We start from the raw sequence: 20,155 nt of genomic DNA, 5'->3' as shown, positions 1-20,155 counted from the left end.
GTTTTTACACCTCACTCAGATGGATTATTATTTTCCATCAATAATCTTTCCCTAATCAACTTGGCTCGACGGACATCCCGTTCTTCAGGATCTAAACGTTGACCTGCATACTGCTGTAAGAAACCGGGTTGAATCATGACCATTAATTCATTCATCACACTGGCTGAAACTTCTTTGATCAAATTCAAGTCTACCCCTAAACGTACATCAGATAATCTTTGCATCGCCTCTTTCGAGTCAATCACCCGAGAATGGGCCAAGATGCCATAAGAACGATAGACACGATCTTCCAGTTCAAGCGCAGATTGGTGCAAAATTCTTCTTCGGGCATCCAGTTCATGCTCAATAATCTGCCGTACGACTCCTTGTAACTTGTCAATAATCTCCTCTTCTGACTGCCCCAGTGTCACTTGGTTGGAAATCTGGTACAACTGTCCTAATGCTTCACTTCCTTCACCATAAATTCCACGTACTGCTAATCCCACTTGTGTAATAACTGGCAACAGACGTGGAAGCTGTTGGATCATCGCCAAAGCCGGTAAATGAACCATGACAGAAGCACGAATGCCAGTCCCTAGATTGGTCGGGCAACTGGTCAAATATCCGCACTGGTCATCAAAAGCGAAAGTAAAATGTTTTTCCAGCCAATCATCCAAATGACTTGCCATTTCCCATGCTTTTTCCAGCTGCAATCCGGGAAAGAGGCATTGAATCCGAATATGATCCTCTTCATTGATCATAATGCTAATGGCTTCATCCTGGCTTAACAACACTGCACCATGCGGAGACTCTTCTGCTAACTGAGGACTGATTAGGTGTTTTTCTACTAATACCCGTTTTTCCAGTGGAGTTAAATCACTCATGCGAATAAACGCAGCTTTTTTGAGGAATGGAAGATCAGAATCTTTTTGCCATGCCTCGTATACCATTCGTACAACTTCTTCTGCCTGGGAAGACGTACTCAATGTCGGAAATGGGAGACCGGCCAAATTCCGGGCAATCCGAACCCTGCTTGAAAAGACAATATCCGATTGAGGACCTTTTACCCGCATCCATTCACTAATCGCATTTTTTATAAAATGTTGGAGTGACATCAATCTCCCTCCCTCACTGTTCGAGTTGTTCTTGCAATGCGCGAATTTGATCTCGAATCTTTGCTGCCTCTTCAAATTCTTCTGCCTGAACTTTGCGCGCCAGTTCCTCTTTCAACAGCTCAAGCTTGCGCCGGATTTTTAAAGCCCCCTTGGTCCGTTCCGGAATTTTGCCCCGATGTGTAGTGTGACCATGAATACGTCTCAGCATCGGCTCCAGATGGGTACGGAATGTATAGTAACAGTCACTGCAACCAAATCGGCCAAACTTGCCAAATTGGTTATAAGTCATGCCACAGGTGGGGCAACGTAAAGTTTGGTGCTTCACCGTTGCCCGGCTTTCATGTTCGGAAAAAGATGGCTCAAAGTTCAAAAAGCTCGATAATAATTTTTGGAATGAAAAACCATTCTCAAAAGTTGGTACATCTCCCTTTTCATGAGCACATACTTCACATAAATACTGCTCTGTTTTATTGCCGTTGATAATTTTGGTGTAATGAATGGTTGCTGGGCGTTTTCCGCATTCTGGACAGAGCATAGGGTGTCACTCTCCTTTATTAGCAAATAAAATCGTGACCATCATTCGCATCATTCGTGCCCGCAGTTGGTCACGAAAGGGAATGGGAAGCTGTAAAGTTTCTCTTGAAATGAGATGACGCATTAATGCTGCTTCACGTTCCGTCATCAACTTGTTTTCAACGAGCCGACTGATCATATGCTCCGCTGCCATCTGTGAAATCGAGTGACCGATTTGCTCCAACAAATTGTCGTAATCATTTGCCTGATGAGGTTTTAGCGGGACTTTTTTGATTCGTATAAAGCCCCCGCCCCCCCTTTTGCTTTCCACAATATATCCCTTTTCAAGGGTAAAACGAGTGCTGATGACATAATTGATCTGAGAAGGAACACACTGAAAAATATCAGCCAATTCACTTCGTTTAATCTCTATTACACCCGTATCACTCTCTTTTAAAATTCGTTTCAGATAAAGCTCAATGATGTCCGAAATGCTACTCATCGGACATTCCTCCTGCTGACTTTGACTATCTTTGACCTTCTGACTTTATTATAAACGACACTTACTTTTTTGCCAAGTCGTTTTCTTATTATTTTTTCGCCTTCCTTTCTGCTTTATACTTATCTCTCATACCCTTCAGAACGAACTTTTTTCACTCCACGAATTTGACGAATCTGATCTAATAACTCCGCGATCGCCATCCGTTCAGATAAACGAACCATAAAAGTAATGTCTAACTCTTCTGCCACATCCTTGTCTCTCTCTTCTATTTTGACCCTTCTTACATTTCCTCCTTGCTCAGCGATGCAGGAAGCAAGCTCCCCCAACTTCCCTGGCTCATCAATCACGGTGACATGAATCACACACAAAGAACGCTTTTTTAACATCCCTGTTTCAATCCGATTCAGCAGCTCCAAGCTGATCAGGGCGATCATTGTCGTCAATACTGCTGCAAACATGAATCCTGTTCCTACTGCCAAACCAATCCCTGCCACTACCCATAAGGATGCAGCAGTCGTCAGTCCGCTCACCGTTACACCTTGACGCAAAATCGTACCCGCACCCAAAAAACCAATCCCACTTACCACTTGGGCACTAATTCTTCCAGGATCAAACGTTACACGCGGCTCTTGCATGAATTCAGAAAAGCCATAGATAGAAATCAACATAATAAGTGCGGAACCTACACTAACCAATATATGCGTACGAAAGCCAGCGGGAGAGTTGTTTAACTCTCTCTCCCATCCAACAATTCCTCCCAAGACCGCTGCTACAACGAGACGCAAAGCCAGTTCACCATAGGAAATGCTCCATACATCACTCATGTCTAACACCTACCTGTGCAAAATCGTGCTGAAAAAATGGACACTGGCTTTAAGGACGGATGACTTGCAGTAACTCATCAAATGCTCCAATCTTATAATCTGCTTCTTTTAGCTCGTCCAATGAACCAAATTTTGGAAATTCTGTATATCGACAGCCAATAACCTTGAGTTGATTCATTTTTCCAGCTTCTACATCTGAGCTACGATCTCCGACCATATATCCTTCAGTCACATCATATTGCTGTATACACTTTCGTACTAAATCTACTTTACTTCTCGTTTGATGTTCACCTGCGGCATAAATATCTTGAAACAGCGGAAGAATTCCGGTTGCTTCCAACACACCATGTACATAGGGCCCAAGACCGTTGCTGGCAATAAACAGAGTCCATCCTCGCTCTCTCAACTGAACCAGTGTTTCTTCCGTTTTAGGATATAATTCCCCTTTTCCTTCGTTTATTAGCTTAAGCTCGATCTCCAATGCTTTTTGATTCATTCGCTCTTTCATTTCTTCTGTCGCATTGGGTAATAGATGAGCCCATAATTGTTCAATCGTCATGCCGGTAACCGATAAAATGTCTGCTTCCGTCGGAATCTCCCCATCATACTCTCCTTGTTCTTTCAACCAAATAAACGCTTGTTGAAATGCAGGGACAGCAATTTTCTCTGTTTGAAACAGTGTTCCGTCTAAATCGAAAAAAATGGCTCGCAATCCTCACACCTTCTTTTGCTAAGATATTGTTATTAACATCTTTTTTTTCCCTTTTATCATCATCCAAAACAATCCCTTACCTTTGAACGATAGGAGTTGGTTGAATGTCATATAAACAAATTAAAGTACTGATCCTTATTTTACCGACCGTCGTGATCGGGTTATGGGAACATATCCGGCATACTCTTTTGCTTCCGTATCTTTCAATGGATACAGGAAACTATTTATCTCCTGTTATTATTTTCATTGTAACGATTACCATTTTACGTAAGTTATTTTTGATTTATGAACACATGCAAGAACAATTGGAAAAGGAACGAGCTGAAAAAGCGGTTTTACAAGAGCGTGAACGAATTGCCCGTGAGTTACATGATGGAATGGCTCAATCCCTTTTTCTTTACTCTGTACAAATCAATCGCATCAAAAAACAATATCCTTCCATTGATTGGACTGAGCTGGAAAAAAGTTTGCGCCAAATGCACGATTATGTCCGTCATGCGATCAGTAATCTCAAAAATGTTCCTTCACCTGAAAATCAAAATTGGCAAACACAGGTGAAAACATGGATTGATCAGTATCAACTAAACACAGGCATCCCCATCCAATTACAAATACAATATCCAACTGAACAGTTAAATCTCAAGGAAAAGGTGGAATTGTTTGCTTGTGTACAAGAAGCACTCACAAATATCCGTAAGCATGCCAAAGCAAAGCATATCTCCATTTTGTTTACACCATGGAAAAAGGGTTGGAAGTTAATCATTGAAGATGATGGAATTGGATGGAAAGAAGACCCCTTCCAAAATCCAAATTGCTTCGGCCTCAAAATCATGCGAGAAAGAGCTTGTGAAATCGGTGCTCATTTATCCCTGGAACGCATGAATGATAAAACCAAGCTTATCATCAAAAAGGAGGATCAATGTGGAAACATACCGGATTCTAATCGGGGATGATCACGAACATGCCCGGCAAGCGATTCGATTAATATTAGAAAGCGATCCGACCTTTGAAATCATAGGTGAAGCAACCAATGGTCAAGAAGTTGTGGAACTAACTGAACAGTTTATGCCTGATATTATTTTAATGGACATCAATATGCCGGTTATCAATGGATTGGAAGCTACCCGAATCATCAAATCCCGTTTTCCTTATGTCAAAATCATCATGGTCACTGTATCTGACGATGTCTCGGATCTGTTTGAGGCTTTAAAAAAAGGAGCACAAGGCTATTTACTCAAAAACCTGAATCCATCCATGTGGTTGGAATATCTACACTCCGTGGCTCGGGATGATGCTCCCATGCCCAAGGAAGTGGCCTGGCGTATTTTAAACGAATTGAACCAGCCAACCAAGCCAGCAGTAGAAACGATCCTGACCGCCAGGGAGCAGGAAATCCTTTCTCGAGTCGCTCAGGGTTTAAGCAACAAAGAAATCGCTGCCGAGCTTTATATCTCAGAGTATACAGTGAAAAACCATTTAAAAAACATTATGCAAAAACTGCATTTAAACAATCGTGTCCAATTAACTCGATATGCCTATGAACACGGTTGGGTTCAACCACGAAACACAGAATCATAAATAGCCCGTTTGAGGGATAGAAGTTTGCCTCTGCTGGATATACCATAATATAGGCATTTCTAGATATTATTTGGCATAAAGGAGACATTTTATATGAATAGACGGGTTCGTTTCTTTTTTTCAGGTTTTCTCCTGATTTCTTTACTCTGGCTTACTGCTTGTCAACAACAATCCGATCATCAACATCATCAAAACACAGACAAAACGGACAAGCCCCAGTCAACAGCATCATTATCCATTGAATTTCAAGCAAAGCCAACTCCAGTAGAGATCGGTCAACCAATCCAATTAAGTACAACAGTCAAGAGAGGAAATCAACCAGCAACAGATGCGACAGTCAAATTGGAAGTTTGGGAAAAAAACAGTAAAGATCCACATCAAATGCTGGAAACAAAACAAGTTGAAAAAGGCACCTATGCTACTTCACAAACCTTTAAACAAGCTGGGGAATACCTGGTTGTGGTTCATGCCACTGCACCACAGGTCCACCAAATGATTAGCGGAAAGTTTCAAGTGGGAAAAGAAACAGAAGGACACTCTCATCAGGGACATGTACATGATCAAGCAATCAACCTGCATGTGATGCTGCCTCAACAAGCCAAAAAAGGACAGGCAACGTCCTTGGTGGGACATGTACAAAAGGAAGGGAAGCCCTTAACACAAGCACGTGTCCGTTTTGAAATTTGGCAAGAAGGCAAAGAACAACGTCAATATGTAGATACAAAAGAAAATCAACCTGGAGAATATACCGCTTCATACACTTTCCCAGAAACCGGTACCTATCATATCAAGCTGCATGTCGAGAAAGAATCAGAGCATTTACATGAACATAAAGAGGAAAAATTAACAGTACAATAACAACAGTGAAGCATCCCCCTGTTTTCATAGCAAAGGGGATGCTTTTTTCTTAACCCGTTGCTGTTGGTACTCGTTCGATAAAAGGATACGTAATTACCATCATATAAATAAGAAGAGCAATCAATCCTACATAGGCAACACTAAATTGAATTCGCTTTTTGAGCGGGATTTGAAAATAGCGCTTCTCTTTTTCTATGAACTCTGCGCTTGATACAAAATAAGTAATCTCAATAACCATTTGTACAATCGAAGGATACACGTCATCCATCCGTCTGGTTTGGATCAATTCCACTTTTTCAATCTGCCCTTCAAATTCATTGAATCTTCCAATCACACCCACACCGGGATATTCAATGTCAACCATATGCATTTGCGTATTCAAGTCGCAATATTGTCTAAAAAACAGAGGTCGACGATGCTCTTCTCCCGGAACCCAAACACCATTTTGTAAAAAGTGTTCCGTTGGTACTTGAAGAACCTGTCTAATCGTTCGAGGTTTTAATCCTTGCTTACGTTTCCTAAACGTAGACCAAATTTCAAATACAAATAACAGGTAAAAAACGAGCAACAATAAGCTTTGGAGATAAATAATCAAAGCCAGGCCGATCACTAAGCCCACTACCCACAACCAGCGTGTAATCGCCACAACAATACGTCCACCATCGAGTGGATGTACAGGAATCAAATTAAACAGATTTATGAAAAAGCCTAACATCGCGATTACATAAAATACTTCGTTATCCGTGATCATGCCCAAACCATAACAAGCCAACGCTCCAATCGTTCCCACAAGCGGACCACCATATGCAATATAAGCTTCTGTTACTGCATCTTGAGGTTGGCGCTTCATCATGATAAGCGCCCCCAAAAATGGGATAAAGGCAGGAGCAGTAACAGGTAACCCCTTTCTCTTCGCCGCCCAAACATGTCCTAATTCATGAATCAAAATAAGCAAGACCAACCCAATGGCCAATTCCAATGGATAAAACACGGTATATGCCCAAACGGATATAACTAAGGAAATAATGGTTCCACCAAACTTCCCCAATTTCAATAATGGAAGGAGTGACTTTAATTTCCCACCCAAACTAAGCAATACAGCACCTAAACCAACTAACCATGAAGCTATTCTTCCACGCGGTTTCTTTGATCGATTTTCGGACAAATACTAGCTCCCCTTTCTAAAACCCATAACTCCGATCTACCCTTTATTCAGCCTGTATCACTCTTCTATCCTTATTATGACGGAAAGTGATCCGTTAAGAAATATAAGCAAATGGTGATTTTTACTGATTCTATTCCCATCATGAATGATAACATTTCCATTCATTCAATCGGTTTCATCCGATTTGATTCTAAAGAACCCATCCCTCCGCGGTGGTTTCTCTTATTTCAATGGAATCGGTGTCACTTCCAATTTTTCCGGCTCCATTTGTAGCGGGGAACTTTTTACCATGATATTCGCTTTACTTTTCTCTACCCATACGAAAAGGCTGAAAATCATAATCAAACCAAATAAAAAAAGATTCCTTACACGTTTACTCATTTTTTCACCCTCTTCGTTACCTCCATTGCCTGTGCTTTCTTTAAACCCGTTTGAAATAGCTCATTATGCGGATCAAGTATGGTCGCTTTGCGAAAAGCGGTAATGGCATCCGCCTTACTCGCCTCCGCCATATATGTAACACCTAACTGATATTGATAGAGCGGGTTTTGTGGATCGATCTCTACGGCTTTTAATATCGCTTGTTTCGCTTGTTTGATTTCACCCAAATAATACAAAGCCATTGATTGATAGTACCAAGGTTCAGCCAGACTCGCATCCTGCTCGGCCACTTCTGAAAAAGTTTCATTTGCTTTTTTGGTCCAATGTAACAGTGCTTCTTCTTTTTGTTTCGGATCCAAATGCGTATCCTTAGCCGTTTGCTCTCTTTTTTTTAAATAAAGTGCTCCTAGCGTGATCTTATAGGTCGGATCTCCCTGATCATACTTTACAGCCATATGCGCATAGTCGATCGCATCATCCAACCGATTCAAGTGAGCCAAAAACACCGCTAAATCATTATAATAAAGCGCATGATCCTGGTGCATATAAATGGCGTAGCCAAGGATATTGACCGCCTTGATATACTGCTTTAGAGCAGCATAAATTTTAGCCTGGTGATATAAATATCGAGGGTCTTTGCTGTCCAATTCTACCGCTTTATCACTGGCCATCTTGGCCGTTGGAAAATCTTTGGCAAAATAGGCATGAACCGCTAATGCATCAAAGATACTCGCATCTTGCGGAAACTTTTTGCTTGCTGCTTTCAGGGTTTGCATTCCCTTTTTATATTCTTTGGCCATTCCATACAAATTGGCTAAATGCAGGTAATACTCACTTTGGTCCAAGTTGGCACTTAACGCTTTTCGAGCAAGATCAATGGCTTCTTTTATCTTTTTCTCTTCTAAAGCTTTGACAGATGCTTGATACCAAGCCATCGCCTGCTGTTCATCATTTGGAATATCCGAATAAACAATTTGGGCCAAAGATTGGTCAGAAATCGAAGCCGAATGAATTTTTATAATAGAAAAAATGAATGCAATCACACACAAACAACAGATGACTATAAAAAAAGTTGGTTTGAACGAGGAAATTTTCTTCCTTTTTCGATATTTTTTTCCATCATCTGGTACTTCTTTTCCTGTTAATACCTTCTTCTTCTGAACAATGACCAAAGGCTGAATATAATCAGGTGAAATAAATGAATCCGAATAAAATCCACTTAAAGAAATCGGTTTTTCATCAGCAAATTCATATGCAACCTTCCACAGCTCATGGACACGAGGCCGTTTAAAACGGTTCGGAGAAAGTGCCCGCCATAAAACATTTTGCAGCTCTTGCGGAATTTCTCCTGCAATATGGGGTAAATGGGATGGATCCCAATTATAGGAAATCGACTCTTTCGTCAGCATGGTATAAAACAATCTTCCTACTTGCTTCACATCTTCTCGCTCATCATAGCCTTTGCTTGCTTCCTCAGCCGTCAGATGAGGCAGAAGATGATTCGGTCCGCCATATAAAAACCGAATCTCTCCTTTAGGTGTAATCACAATATTATGAGAATCAACCAGTGCAAAATAACCTTGATCATAGCATTTCATCAAATGACTGGTAATCATTTTGACAATATTGGCAGCTTCTCCTAAAGGAAGAGGGGCAGACTGGAGCAAGTAAATTCCCAGAAGATGTCCTTCCATTTTTTCATATACCTGATAAACCACACCATCTTCAATCAACACATCTTGTATAGGATAAAAGATATCTTCATTTCTTGACTTCAAGCCCTCGATGATCTGTTCATCCAGTTGTTGCTGCATCTCTACAGCATGAATCAAGCATGTGGAAGGAAGCATCGCTGAGTCTGTGAGAGTCTCGGCCAAATAAAACACACCATACACAAATGGAAAAGCGTTTAACACTCGATATTTCTCACAAATCACGTCACCTTTCCTTTTTATCTCCACTTTCTACCCCCCTCTACTCCTTGCAACTACTTCGACAACATCTGACCCAATACCCTATTAATTTCTTCAATGCTCGGTCTTTTATTGGTATCAAAAGAGATCGCTCTGGAAATCATATCAGCCAACACGGGTGGGCAATCAGGCACATAATCAGTAATTTTGGGTGTCTGAAGACCACTCATCAGCGGATTTGTTCCTGTAACCATCCAATACATCATAACACCAACAGTATAAGCATCAGAAGAATTAATCATCTTTAAAATCGATTCCTCATCTCTTTTACCAATACTATATCCACGTGGGAAGGCATGGATCGGTCCACCATGCAAGAAATAAATTTCTCTATTTGGTGTTACAAAAATATTTTGCGGATGAATTAATGCAGATTGTTTTTCACTGTATAATTCTAACAAATTGCGGGTAATTCCATGAGAAACCCAGATCATATCCGCCATCCGAAGAGGTAAAGATTTCATCAGTTGATAGGCTAATAAGCTACCTTCGATCTTCTCAAATACTTGATATAAAATACCTTCTTCAATAAACACTTCTTTCAAAGGACAAAAAACAGTTTTATGACGAGTATAGAGCTGTTCTTCGTGTACCTGATTACGAAAAGCGCGTATATCCATCGCATGAATATACCGTGTAATCGTAAAGCCGTCTTCCTCTGATTCTGTATAATAAAGAATTCCATTCACAAATTTAAAAGAACGCAATACCCGATACTTATTACCAATTCTTTCATTTTGTCCTTTTGCTTCCATAATTAATATTTCCCCTTTAAACTCTTGTTTCCTATCTCAGAGATTATTTTTAGAAAAAACTATCACCCATTATTCTATCATGAACTTATTTTACATGAAATGGATCATTTTCATTTCAACTTCCTATAAAACAATGTGAACAATTCTATGTTAAACTAATAATAATTGGAATTCTTTCTACTTTCCCCATCCGACTCTTTCATAGAATGTGAGGTCGATTTATGGACAAACAAACCATTCGTGCCTGGTATATGTATGACTGGGCTAACTCTGCTTTTGCCACGACCATTATGGCTGCGGTTATGCCTATTTACTTTTCCAAAGTCGCAAGCCAGGGTCTATCAGAAACAACTGCCACAGCTTTTTGGGGTTACACGCAGTCAATCGCTCTTGTCCTTATCGTTATTCTCTCTCCCATTCTCGGAGCGATTGCCGACAAGTCCCATTCCAAAAAAACATTTTTAAGATTTTTCACTTATCTCGGCGTGGCTGCATCCATCTTTATGTATACGATCGATCAAGGTGAATGGATTTGGGCATGTATCCTGGTCACCATCGGAACTCTCGGCTTTTCGGGAGCCAATGTATTTTATGATGCATTTCTCACGGACCTTGCCCCGGAAAGAGAGCGAGATATGATTTCTTCACGTGGTTATGCTTACGGTTATATCGGTGGTGGTCTCCTTCTTACCTTAAACTTGATCATGATTTTAAAACCTGAATGGTTTTACTTGACAAGCACACAAGCTACACAACTCTCTTTTTTATCTGTCGGAATATGGTGGTTTGTTTTCTCGATCCCTATCTTTAGACATGTCCATGAACCCGAAAAAAACGACTCCATCCAAACAACAAAACCACTTTCCCTCGCTGTTGATGCCTTTAAAAGTGTCGGAAAAACAATCAGAAAAATACATGAATTCCCTGAATTGATCAAATTCCTGATAGCATTCTGGTTCTTTAACGACGGAATTAATACGATTATAAAAATGGCTACCATTTATGGTGCAGAAATCGGAATTGGCGAAACACATCTCATTGCAGCTTTATTAATTACACAATTTGTCGGTATTCCTTGTACATTATTGTTCGGGCGTGTGGCTAATAAACTGGGAGCCAAAATGACCTTGATGATTACTCTTGGCATTTATTTGATCATTGTCACACTTGGATATTTTATGAAAAACCAATACCACTTCTATGCACTGGCCAGCATGGTCGCATTCGTACAAGGTGGTAGTCAAGCACTCAGTCGATCTATTTTTAGCAGAATGGTCCCCAAAAATCATAACGCTGAATTCTTTGGTTTCTTTGGTCTTTCTGGGAAATTCTCTTCCATTTTTGGCCCCGCACTATTTGGTCTGGTTGCACAATCATTCGGATCAAGCCGTTCAGGTATCATTTCTCTTGCTTTGTTTTTTATCATTGGTATGATCATCCTGGTCTTTGTCAACATTGAAAAAGGAAAAATGGAAGCGATCAAATATGAACAAGCCGAGTGAGTAACCTCCCACTCGGCTAACTAATTTCATTTAACAACTTTTCCGCTCGTTGTATCAATGGTCGCATATGGATTTTTGGCCATTCTATCAAATTGTTCCGGTACACTGTGCAATCCAAGTGCATACCAGCCCTCACGTGGCCGCCACGTCTTATAAACATTTAAAGCCTGAACCAGTTTTTGGCGATCAGCCGGGTTTTCTAAACGAACTCGCCGCCCAGGTATCATTTCTTTCGAAAACCGATCCATGTACACAGACAAGAAGAAAGTTGGCTTTTTAATTTTCTTTTCCAAATATAGTTCTTCCAATACTTTTCCTAACTTTGCATGATCCGGATGCTTGTCCAGTTTAGACATGGTTTTAAATTCAGCATCCGGGAAACGATCCATATACAATTGGAAAATCGCTCGCACCTCTACATCTGTATATTGATCGTTTTTCAATGTAAATACTTCTACCTGTTCTTTTGGTATTCCCAATGTTTCAGCAGCTTTATAAAACTCACGAATCCGAGCTTGCCCAATATCAAACCGGCTTAACCAGCCATCTTTATATTTTTCCTTTTTCGGATCATGATAGGTGTGGTGTATTCGACAGTATACTTTTTGGCCTGCCTTTTCAAAATGCAAGGATTCATAGTCAATCATACCGTTGACTATTTCACGGGCAAAAGAACGATCTCCATCTGAAATTAAAACCAAATACACTTTTTTTCCTTTATTCAGGTCGTTCAAAATGGATACAGAATACGTCAGTACTTCATCATCTGCATGGGGAGAAAAATAAACAACAACATTATCCCCCTTGGGAATTTTTATTTTTTTATTTGCTTTCGCTTTCGGTGCAGACTGAAAAGGCTGATAAAATGCTAAGGGAAGGGCAACTGATAACATTAAGAAAAAAAGAATAACAATATAATATTGCTTCCGCTTATTCATAATGCACCTCATCAAGCAACGTTTATTTTTATTATATAAATTTCTATTTTTTTCAGCTATCCCCATTCCTAGCTAAAATCACAAACATGATTAACCATAAAAATCCATCTAAAAGAAAAAACAGGCATTCAAAAATATATGGCTAATTGGTATAAGGACGGATTCCTAACAATTCATCGACGGTGACAAAACGATATCCCTGCTCTTTTAGATATTTAATCACTTTCGGCAATGCTTGGACAGTGGCTGTCCGATTTCCACCGCCATCATGCTGCAAAATAATACTTCCAGGTTGAACTTGTTTTTTAATCACTTGCAGGATTTGTTGGGGCGTTCGGCCCGGACGCCAATCATTTGTATCCACATCCCAATTGATCACCACAAAACCCGCTTTTTTAACCTCTTCTTCCATTCCTTTAATGGCTCCATACGGTGGTCGAAACAATAGTACATTTTTCTTTGTCGCTTTTTTGATTTCAGCTCTTGTTTTTTCCAAATCCTCTTTTGCATTCTCCATCCCCATATTGGAAAAAAATCGATGTGCCCAAGAATGACTGGCAACTACATGCCCTTCCTTTATTTCTTTTTCAACCAATTCCGGATAGTATTGGACATTTTTGCCAATCAAAAAGAACGTTGCTTTCACATTTTCTTTGTGCAAAATATCCAATATCTTCTGTGTATATTTAGGATGCGGTCCATCATCAAATGTAAGTGCTACGACCCTCTGATCTTTTGGACCGTGATAAATGACATGATCCTTTTCCAGTTTTCCCAGCTGTATTTTTTCTTCTTTGGTAATAGGCCCTTGTTTCCGTTCAGCCTTACCTGTTGCAAACTGTTGCTGTTTTTGGGTTTGAGTTGAAATGGCCTTGGCATTTACTTTTTTCTGTTCTTGATTTTCCGATGATTCCAACCAGTTGCAACTCGCCAATATCAAACTGGTTGAACACAGAACCACCCCGACTTGCGCCCATTTACCCATTCGATTCACCATCTCTTTTCTCTCTTATCCCAATATTTGGAATTCATAAAATTCTACTCACTCACATGGATCGCATTTGAATACCTTCCCCTAAAAATCTGCTAAAAAAACGTTTCAGATGAATCGCAAGAGAATCCGCTTATCCAATCGCTCTCAAATAGCCAAAAGCCGGATGTTTTTTAATATGGAGATTTTTGGATAACTTTTCATTCCGTATCCTCCAAAATTGCATTCAATGTACATTGTACACGACAATATGACGAAAACAATATGTTTTTCTTACATATTCATTACAAAGATGGATAAATCCTTTGAATCATGATTGAATATGCTTATATCATATGAGGCATATTGTATAACTGCCACTTCACCGATATCAAACAAAATCCTTTGGAACTAAATTCAGTCAGTCAAAAATGATCCACTTACCACTTGATATCTCATTTATTATCTAGCAATAAAACGAAGAGGATTGAGAGAAGTTCCTCCTATCCCTCCTGCACGAACCTCAAAATGCAAATGGGCACCTGTTGATCGTCCTGCATTTCCAATTCCGGCAATATGTTGTCCACTCTTCACATAATCACCAGGCTTTACGTATATTTGATCTTTGTACATATGACCATAAATGGTGACTAAACCATTTCCATGTGCAATCACGATCCAATTCCCAAAACCACGTACTGGTCCTGCAGCAAGTACTAACCCATCTCCTGCTGCATAAATAGGCGTACCCACAGGTCCAGCCAAATCTATTCCAGCATGCATCTCCATGATCCTGCCAGTAAACGGATTGCGACGTACACCATAAGCTGAAGTCATTTGCCAAACCTTCACTGGAGAGCGAAAAATCCCATTTTCAGATAAATGAGAGGAATAAGGAGCTTGTAAATATACAAGCTCGCTGGATGGAATTCCAGTATAATCCTGAAGAAAAGGTGAACGCAATTCCTTTTTATAAATAAGTGGTTTCATACGGGCAAAAAAAATAGGAATTTCTGTTGTAGCCACTGCCAATACTTCGTTACCACGGATTTTGATCAAAAATGATTGGAGTCGATATGGTTTCTGCTGACCAAATGAACGCATCGCTTGTTTTTTGGCTCTGTCGCTACTTTTCGTTGTGACAAAAACTTGCATGGCACCGCGAAGTGCTGAATGAGTATCCATCATCGCCAATCCTGCAATAACGAATTGCCAGAGTACCAATCCTAATAAAAAAAACATGGGCAATGCCACAATATACTCAAGTGTCATCGTTCCTTTTTGATGTCTTTGAATTCGTTGAAGCCATGAATGTCGTTGGCTCATGATTTACCAACCTCAATTCTACTTCATCACAGGAGCTACTGCTGTCTCAGTATAAAAAATAGAAAAACGAGGCAGTACCATCTGAATCTTGACTTGAGCAGTAGCAACTGCTTGTCCATGTTTTATCTTGATAGAAAAACTTTGAATTTGATAGTTTGAAAACAATCCGAAAGCAGAACGTGTCCTCTTTTCTACCTGTTTCAGTTCTGGATGGCCAGCAGCCATGTTCGCGCTATCCCGAACCAAAACCTTTGTATCCAGCACTGCCACTCCAATTAACACCAGTTCCCAAACAAGCATACATAAGAGCACCACCAAACCAAGAATCATAATAAATTCCACGGTCACCGCTCCTCTATACCACTTTATACCTCCTGGTTTCCTAAAAAACTTCATCCAACCATTTCTCCACTCCTTCTGCCTCTCACTATTTCCATCAATCCATTCACAGCGGATTGATACACCACTTTCCATACGTAAACGCAGAGGATTCTTGGATAATCCCTTCTACTGATCAAGCTCAACCCGCCAGTCCAGCGGTGAAAAAAATATTTTTCAAACTAAACCCACTGCTTGATTTTCGATTTTCAGCCTAGTTTGACGCTCGCTCTCATCCCCATAGCTGAAGCCAAGAGATTTTCTCGCTCGCAAGGATATAAAATCAACCCTAATAGGAAATAACAATGGGAGAAATGAGCCACGCCATATAATCATGAGACGGCCCTGTACCACTACCATAGATTTCAACTTCTTTCCGCAAAAAAGGGATATTCAACCTTTGGTGCACGGTTACCTTGATTCGCTGGTTGTAAAAGAAAGTTATTTGCCCATGCGGGCTCACTTGGTTTTTTCTCATGTATGTATGAACAATCGATTTTAGTTGATCCTGTTGATGCTCAATGACCCTTTGGATTAACTCATTCTTTTTTTCTGGTGTTCCAATCGGATCTTCCATCCATCCCCATGATTGCTGCCTGATTCGTTGTACTTCCCCTTTCACACAAAGATCCATTTGATTGGTTAAAGCTACACTCGCAGCATCAGCAGCCAATTGAATCGAATAATAGGTACTCCAAACCCAAATGAGTGTGGTCAAAAAAAGAAACAAAATCATAAAAACAGGTAAACCTGTCATCCAAATCATCGTTATGCTTCCTTTTTGACGAAATGCCACTCTTTTTCCGATCATCCTATAAACGGTTGGCTTTGATAGACTCTTCATCTTTTTGCCACATCTTCTCCAGATTATTACTTCTACTTTCACGACTCTCTTTATTTAAAGGAGAAATGAACTGCTTTATTTCTTTTTCATACCATTTGTTTGGTAATTTCAAGACTCCTTGCTTTTGCTTCAGTAACTCAAGATCTTTGCCAGAAAACTTGTTTACTCGTTTTTTTAGGGTTTCAATCGTAAGATTGACAGATTCAATGGTTGGAATGGACAAAGATCTTGAAGAAGTACTGATAAATACAAGGAAAACCACTACTGCCATTAGACCCATTTTTGTTCTATTCAAAATGAAATCCTCCTTTTTCAGATAAGAATGTTCTCTCAAAGGGTTGAATACGGTTTCTGTTATACTCTGAATCTCACAACCCATCAAAGACAACTTTCCTTTTCATTCAGATCTATTTACTTTTTGACAACTGTTCCACTAATCACTTCCAATACCTTTTCACGCAGTATAGTTGTAATCGCATTACGCTCTCCACCACTAAAAGCCCATAACAATAGACTCGCAAAAGCAGCACCAACAGCGATAATCACTACATATTCAAGTGTGGGAGAACCTTTTTTTCTACATAAAATCCGCTTAAATCCTGCAAAAACTTTTTTCCACATTGATTCTTCTTCCTTTCATTCATGATCTATTTTCTAAAAACATTTTCAGCAATAAAATGGCTGTATACCAATGCACTAAACATTAAAAACATAATCGATGGTCCCATAATCAAAGCACTCACCAACGAAATTTTAGGGGAGGCTTTCCCTGCCAGTTCCTTTGCTCTTTCTAGTCGCAAGCGCCTTAATTCTTCTGCGTGTTTCGTAAGGGTTCCAGCAAGTGGAGTACCCAAGCGGTAAATGTGAATCAATGTCTGAATAAATGTTTGAAACTCCTCTATACTTACGCGCTTTAGTAAAGAGCGATAGGCAACCTCTCTTTGCATTCCTAATTGAATTTCCTGTTGCACACGGGCCAATTCCTCACTTAAGGGATTATTTCTGGTATCCATATAAAACTGAAAAGCATTCTCCAAACTGATTCCAGCTTGTAACATCATGCTGATCAAGTCAAAAAAATTAGGCAACTCATCATAGATCTGCCGTTGTCTTTGCCTGGCAGAAAGTCGAATGAACCAAATCGGAGTCTGCAAGCCCAAAACAGGGAGAAAAACAACAACAAATGCATCCAATGGACCTCCCAGGAGGAAATAAACCAAACCAATGAAACAACCTGTAAATCCTCCTAACAATCTGGCTCCATGCAATCTCTTTACGCTTAATTGATAAGGATAGCCTGATTGTAACAGATCCCTTTCCCATTCCATTTCATTGTTTAATACTTTCATTTTTTGCCCATAATTAGAAAGTTTATCCAACAGTTGAATAAAAAAATAGATATACTCTTTTCTTCGATTCTGGCATTCATTATGCGGAATGAGCTGATCGAGTCGCTGCCAATACTTTTCCCGCTGTCTGAAAAAAGCAAAGAAACAAATAACAGAATAAAGGAAACAGCACCAACTTGCTAATACCAAAACCAAAAACATGATCCATCTACCTTTTATACTTTAATATTGGATATCCTTCTAATGAGATAAATGCCCAAGCCCTGCATAAGGCAGAAAATCGAGAGTACAGAAATTCCAAACAAAGAAGTGACAAAATCCCTGAAATGCTCAATCATCTGACTCAGAAATAACAGGATAACTAAAGAGATCACAGGAAGCAGATAAGCAGAATATCTGGCTTGAGCAACGGTTGCAGCAATGGATTGTTGAATCCTTTTCCTTTCTTCCATCATGCTAGCCATCGCACCAAACACTTGAGTGGCCTCTCCCCCTGTTTTCCATTGCATTAAGATCGCATGTACAAATAATTCCATATCTTTACTATGTAAAACCCTTAACAAGTGACGGCATGCACTCTCCAAGTCCCTCCCACACCTAAGTTGATAAACAACCCCGATCAGTTCATTTCGTAACGGAGGATCTATTTCCATCGCTGCAAACTCCAAGCCTTGTGGAATTGATAAACCAGCCTGAACTGCACTGCTTAATAAACGACAAACTTCTGCCAGCTGATTGTTTACTTTTTGAATCATGGCTTTTTTACGTGAACGAAGATAAATCCTGGAGACAAAAGGAACCATTACGCCAGCAAGAAATACCCCCAAGCCAACTGGCAATTGAAAACCGATGGAGAACAAAAAGCAAATTCCCAATCCCAATAGTATTAAAATAGCTCCATACTCAGCCGGTCGAAGTGAAAGTTGTGCCTGTTTTAGCTGTGGTGCCAGCCGCTTGGCCCAGATCATTCCATCCAAAAAATCGGCAAGCTTCCCCGACCAACTTGTTGTCAAAGTTGCGCAATCGGATCTTCGTAGTCGCCTTTCTATTTGTTTTTTCTCCACTTGTCCCAACCATATAAAATACAGAAAAGAAGCCAGAAAAAACATAGCTCCAGCTGCACACAAAGCGCCTAGCATTGATTTCCTCTCCTCATCAAAGAGGTTACATCCTCTCCATACGCTTTTAAGCGATTTAAACATTTGGGTACATACTCTGTCCTTATAAAATCGCCCTGTACACCTTCTTCGTCAGTAATTCCTGTTTGTACAAATCGAAAAATGTCTTTTACTTGAATGGTTCCATCCTCTTGTCGAATCAATTCAGATATAGCCAACATCCTCCTGCGCCCATCCTTCATACGACTTACCTGAATAATGATGTCAATGGCTCCTGCTAGATAAGAACGAATCATATGAGCAGGCAATAGAACATCTGACATCATTACCATCGCTTCCAAACGATCCAAAGCATCATCGGGAGAATTTGCGTGAATGGTTGTGAGCGATCCTTCATGGCCGGTATTCATTGCTTGTAACATATCAAATGCTTCAGCACCTCTTACTTCTCCAATAATCATCCGATCTGGCCGCATACGCAAAGCATTCCGTACCAATTGTCGGATCGTGATTTCTCCTTTTCCTTCTACATTGGGAGGACGTGCCTCCATTGCAGCGACATGAGGATGCGGAATTCGTAATTCGGCCATATCTTCAATGGTGACAATCCGTTCATACTCTGGAATGTAACAGGCCAATGCATTCAACAAGGTCGTTTTTCCACTTCCGGTCCCTCCAGAGATAACCAAATTTTGTTTTCCCCTTATCAAAGCAATCAAAAATTCGGCCATTGTTTGGGTTAAACTGCCAAAGGAAACCAATTCTTCCAATCGGATAGGCTCTTTACGAAACTTGCGAATCGTCAGGAGAGGACCTTTTAAACTAATCGGAGGAATCACAACATTGACTCGACTTCCATCTGGCAAACGCGCATCCACCATTGGAGAGCTAACATCAATGCGCCTGCCAATCGGTGCAACAATCCGCTCAATCACATGCCGTAAAGCCTCTTCATCTCGAAATTGAATATCTGTAAGCGATAATTTCCCATTACTCTCACAATACACTTCAAATGGACCATTTACGATGATCTCAGTAATGGTTTCATCCTTTAACAAAGGTTCCAAAGGCCCAAAACCAACAGATTCATCAATAATCTGATTGATTAATTGCTCACGGTCTCCACTGGAAATAATCAACTGTTCTTCGGATAGATAACGATGGATTAATCGATTTAATGTCAGCCGCTGTTCGACTACAGGCATACGAGTCAATTGTTCCAAATCCGTCTCTCTTAGAATCCGGGATTTAAAGTGATTCACCCATTCTTGAAGGTAATATTCACCGACTAAGGATCTTTTTTGGGTTGGAGCATCAAGCCATTTCTTTTTTCGCCTTCTCTCATTAGAAAAAAACCCCATTGGATCCACACCCA

At 40.2% G+C, this 20,155-nt stretch carries 23 protein-coding genes; 4 read left to right on the top strand and 19 right to left on the bottom strand.

Annotated elements, in window-relative coordinates; genetic code table 11:
- Positions 1-11: 11 nt before the first annotated feature.
- The 5 genes from mcsB to BMZ78_RS09690 all read right to left on the bottom strand — a co-directional run bounded on the left by mcsB (position 12) and on the right by BMZ78_RS09690 (position 3,645).
- Positions 12-1,094 (bottom strand): protein-arginine kinase McsB, encoded by a 1,083-nt coding sequence (gene mcsB / locus BMZ78_RS09710; RefSeq protein WP_093229914.1) that lies wholly within the window; start codon positions 1,092-1,094, stop codon positions 12-14.
- A gap of 13 nt (positions 1,095-1,107) precedes the next feature.
- Positions 1,108-1,629 carry a protein-arginine kinase activator protein McsA gene (gene mcsA / locus BMZ78_RS09705; RefSeq protein WP_093229913.1) on the bottom strand — a complete coding sequence of 174 codons (522 nt, stop codon included), beginning with the start codon at positions 1,627-1,629 and terminating at the stop codon, positions 1,108-1,110.
- 6 nt (positions 1,630-1,635) lie between these two features.
- On the bottom strand, positions 1,636-2,109 hold the full coding sequence (locus tag BMZ78_RS09700; RefSeq protein ID WP_093229911.1) for a CtsR family transcriptional regulator: 474 nt from the start codon (positions 2,107-2,109) through the stop codon (positions 1,636-1,638).
- Positions 2,110-2,228: 119 nt separating this feature from the next.
- Positions 2,229-2,933 carry an MgtC/SapB family protein gene (locus BMZ78_RS09695; RefSeq protein ID WP_093229910.1) on the bottom strand — a complete coding sequence of 235 codons (705 nt, stop codon included), beginning with the start codon at positions 2,931-2,933 and terminating at the stop codon, positions 2,229-2,231.
- Positions 2,934-2,982: 49 nt separating this feature from the next.
- On the bottom strand, positions 2,983-3,645 hold the full coding sequence (locus BMZ78_RS09690; protein WP_093229908.1) for an HAD family hydrolase: 663 nt from the start codon (positions 3,643-3,645) through the stop codon (positions 2,983-2,985).
- Positions 3,646-3,749: 104 nt separating this feature from the next.
- On the opposite strand from BMZ78_RS09690, the gene BMZ78_RS09685 reads away from it, so the two are divergent.
- The 3 genes from BMZ78_RS09685 (at position 3,750) to BMZ78_RS09675 (ending at position 6,081) form a co-directional block, all read left to right on the top strand.
- The gene (locus BMZ78_RS09685; protein WP_093229907.1) at positions 3,750-4,598 is read left to right on the top strand and encodes a sensor histidine kinase; all 849 of its coding nucleotides are present in this window, start codon (positions 3,750-3,752) and stop codon (positions 4,596-4,598) included.
- Positions 4,567-5,223: a response regulator gene (locus BMZ78_RS09680; protein ID WP_093229905.1), complete on the top strand. Its 657-nt coding sequence runs from the start codon at positions 4,567-4,569 to the stop codon at positions 5,221-5,223. Before BMZ78_RS09685 ends, BMZ78_RS09680 begins: the two co-directional genes overlap by 32 nt.
- A 93-nt stretch (positions 5,224-5,316) precedes the next feature.
- Positions 5,317-6,081 carry a FixH family protein gene (locus BMZ78_RS09675; protein WP_093229904.1) on the top strand — a complete coding sequence of 255 codons (765 nt, stop codon included), beginning with the start codon at positions 5,317-5,319 and terminating at the stop codon, positions 6,079-6,081.
- A gap of 49 nt (positions 6,082-6,130) precedes the next feature.
- On the opposite strand, the gene BMZ78_RS09670 is transcribed toward BMZ78_RS09675, so the two are convergent.
- The 4 genes from BMZ78_RS09670 to BMZ78_RS09660 form a co-directional block, all read right to left on the bottom strand.
- Positions 6,131-7,246 (bottom strand): site-2 protease family protein, encoded by a 1,116-nt coding sequence (locus BMZ78_RS09670; RefSeq protein ID WP_093229902.1) that lies wholly within the window; start codon positions 7,244-7,246, stop codon positions 6,131-6,133.
- A 222-nt stretch (positions 7,247-7,468) separates the two neighbouring features.
- Positions 7,469-7,627, bottom strand: coding sequence for a hypothetical protein (locus BMZ78_RS18765; protein ID WP_175482393.1), 159 nt, complete (start codon positions 7,625-7,627; stop codon positions 7,469-7,471).
- Complete coding sequence (locus BMZ78_RS09665; RefSeq protein ID WP_093229901.1) at positions 7,624-9,588, bottom strand: tetratricopeptide repeat protein; 1,965 nt, start codon at positions 9,586-9,588, stop codon at positions 7,624-7,626. Before BMZ78_RS09665 ends, BMZ78_RS18765 begins: the two co-directional genes overlap by 4 nt.
- Positions 9,589-9,614: 26 nt before the next feature.
- Positions 9,615-10,355 (bottom strand): serine/threonine-protein kinase, encoded by a 741-nt coding sequence (locus BMZ78_RS09660; protein ID WP_093229899.1) that lies wholly within the window; start codon positions 10,353-10,355, stop codon positions 9,615-9,617.
- A 221-nt stretch (positions 10,356-10,576) separates the two neighbouring features.
- Between BMZ78_RS09660 and BMZ78_RS09655 the strand changes: the two genes are divergently transcribed.
- Positions 10,577-11,857 (top strand): MFS transporter, encoded by a 1,281-nt coding sequence (locus tag BMZ78_RS09655; protein WP_093229898.1) that lies wholly within the window; start codon positions 10,577-10,579, stop codon positions 11,855-11,857.
- A gap of 26 nt (positions 11,858-11,883) precedes the next feature.
- On the opposite strand, the gene BMZ78_RS09650 is transcribed toward BMZ78_RS09655, so the two are convergent.
- The 10 genes from BMZ78_RS09650 to BMZ78_RS09605 form a co-directional block, all read right to left on the bottom strand.
- Entirely contained in the window at positions 11,884-12,795 is a 912-nt protein-coding gene (locus BMZ78_RS09650) for a PIG-L family deacetylase (protein ID WP_175482392.1), read from the bottom strand.
- Between the two features lie 142 nt (positions 12,796-12,937).
- On the bottom strand, positions 12,938-13,792 hold the full coding sequence (locus BMZ78_RS09645; protein ID WP_093229895.1) for a polysaccharide deacetylase family protein: 855 nt from the start codon (positions 13,790-13,792) through the stop codon (positions 12,938-12,940).
- Positions 13,793-14,227: 435 nt separating this feature from the next.
- Complete coding sequence (locus BMZ78_RS18995) at positions 14,228-15,091, bottom strand: M23 family metallopeptidase (RefSeq protein ID WP_217645001.1); 864 nt, start codon at positions 15,089-15,091, stop codon at positions 14,228-14,230.
- An 18-nt stretch (positions 15,092-15,109) separates the two neighbouring features.
- Complete coding sequence (locus tag BMZ78_RS09635; RefSeq protein WP_139203304.1) at positions 15,110-15,433, bottom strand: hypothetical protein; 324 nt, start codon at positions 15,431-15,433, stop codon at positions 15,110-15,112.
- 325 nt (positions 15,434-15,758) lie between these two features.
- On the bottom strand, positions 15,759-16,235 hold the full coding sequence (locus tag BMZ78_RS09630) for a hypothetical protein (RefSeq protein ID WP_139203303.1): 477 nt from the start codon (positions 16,233-16,235) through the stop codon (positions 15,759-15,761).
- 46 nt (positions 16,236-16,281) lie between these two features.
- Positions 16,282-16,608, bottom strand: coding sequence for a hypothetical protein (locus BMZ78_RS09625; RefSeq protein WP_139203302.1), 327 nt, complete (start codon positions 16,606-16,608; stop codon positions 16,282-16,284).
- Positions 16,609-16,724: 116 nt separating this feature from the next.
- Positions 16,725-16,934: a hypothetical protein gene (locus BMZ78_RS09620; RefSeq protein WP_093229889.1), complete on the bottom strand. Its 210-nt coding sequence runs from the start codon at positions 16,932-16,934 to the stop codon at positions 16,725-16,727.
- Between the two features lie 26 nt (positions 16,935-16,960).
- Positions 16,961-17,863: a type II secretion system F family protein gene (locus tag BMZ78_RS09615; protein WP_093229887.1), complete on the bottom strand. Its 903-nt coding sequence runs from the start codon at positions 17,861-17,863 to the stop codon at positions 16,961-16,963.
- A 14-nt stretch (positions 17,864-17,877) separates the two neighbouring features.
- On the bottom strand, positions 17,878-18,801 hold the full coding sequence (locus tag BMZ78_RS09610; protein WP_175482391.1) for a type II secretion system F family protein: 924 nt from the start codon (positions 18,799-18,801) through the stop codon (positions 17,878-17,880).
- Positions 18,795-20,141, bottom strand: coding sequence for a TadA family conjugal transfer-associated ATPase (locus BMZ78_RS09605; RefSeq protein ID WP_093229884.1), 1,347 nt, complete (start codon positions 20,139-20,141; stop codon positions 18,795-18,797). Before BMZ78_RS09605 ends, BMZ78_RS09610 begins: the two co-directional genes overlap by 7 nt.
- Between the last annotated feature and the right edge of the window lie 14 nt (positions 20,142-20,155).

Source organism: Thermoflavimicrobium dichotomicum, from assembly GCF_900114055.1.
Classification (GTDB): domain Bacteria; phylum Bacillota; class Bacilli; order Thermoactinomycetales; family Thermoactinomycetaceae; genus Thermoflavimicrobium; species Thermoflavimicrobium dichotomicum.
Note: the sequence above shows the minus strand (reverse complement) of the source record. Positions and strands in the feature narration are given on the sequence as shown.